Origin of the sequence: Gluconacetobacter dulcium (assembly GCF_014174165.1) — a bacterium.
Lineage (GTDB): Bacteria > Pseudomonadota > Alphaproteobacteria > Acetobacterales > Acetobacteraceae > Gluconacetobacter > Gluconacetobacter dulcium.
On record NZ_JABEQN010000066.1, the window covers coordinates 1 to 912 of the forward strand.

1 protein-coding gene is annotated in these 912 nt (G+C 57.5%); it reads right to left on the reverse strand.

The features are described from left to right. Positions 1–106: 106 nt before the first annotated feature. On the reverse strand, positions 107–802 hold the full coding sequence (locus tag HLH25_RS20830) for a GAP1-N1 domain-containing protein (protein WP_375289012.1): 696 nt from the start codon (positions 800–802) through the stop codon (positions 107–109). Positions 803–912: the final 110 nt, after the last annotated feature.

The following is a 912-nucleotide window of genomic DNA, read 5'->3' on the forward strand; positions in this document are numbered from 1 at the left end:
ACATAACGCCCGCGAAAAAGATATAGGGCGCTACACCGAACACCACAGGAACGCGTAGTACCCCGATCGGCCATTCCAAGCCGTACGTCAGATCAAGTGCAAACTTCTACAGGTTAGGGAACGATTCAGTCACGATCCCGAGCACTCGGGAGCCTGCGTCCGGCTCCGACACGTCGTGTAGGAGTTTCACCTCGACGAGCGGCCTGAAAGATCCGCGTTGCCTTCGCACGTCTGCACCGTAGCGCCAGAGGAAACGTCGCAGGTTGCCGTCTGGTCGCTCGACATCTGACGCGGCCGCTGGCAGCCAAGACCCTTCTGGTGTGGACGATATCGTTGAGTGAGAGCTTGAGTTCCGCAGCATCACACTCACGTCGAATCTCGCACCACCCGACAACTGGAGATCGCGTGCCGCAGCTGTTTGAAAGCGGAGGTTGCGACGGAGGCGCGGCCATTGCTGCGACCAGACCGCGAATAAGGAATCGTCGAGATCACCTGGTTCATCCACGCTCACGATTCCGTTAGCCACTCCGTAAAGTGCGCTGAGCAGTGCGGGCACCAAGTCTATGGCCGTGCTCGTGCGTCGACTGGATACGTCGCAAGTCGAAATGGGCACCACGAGGCCTCTGCGATAGCGTTCCCGATCACCATCCCCCTGCGGTCGCGCCATCAGAAGACGAAGCATCGAAAGATCACACATCTCCTCGAATAATGAGGGCTCGAGCAAAAGGGCGTGCGTCCAGACACAGCCCGGCCGCGACATTTCAGGCGCTGGCCAAGTTCGCATGAGCGCGTAACGACTAATGAACCGCCCCGGGTTTACCGGAGAGTTTTTGGTTCAATAGTCAGGCTGCTTTTTTATCATCGTTCAGGATTGTATAGAAGATCTCCTCTGCTTCGTTCGGCGTGACGTAA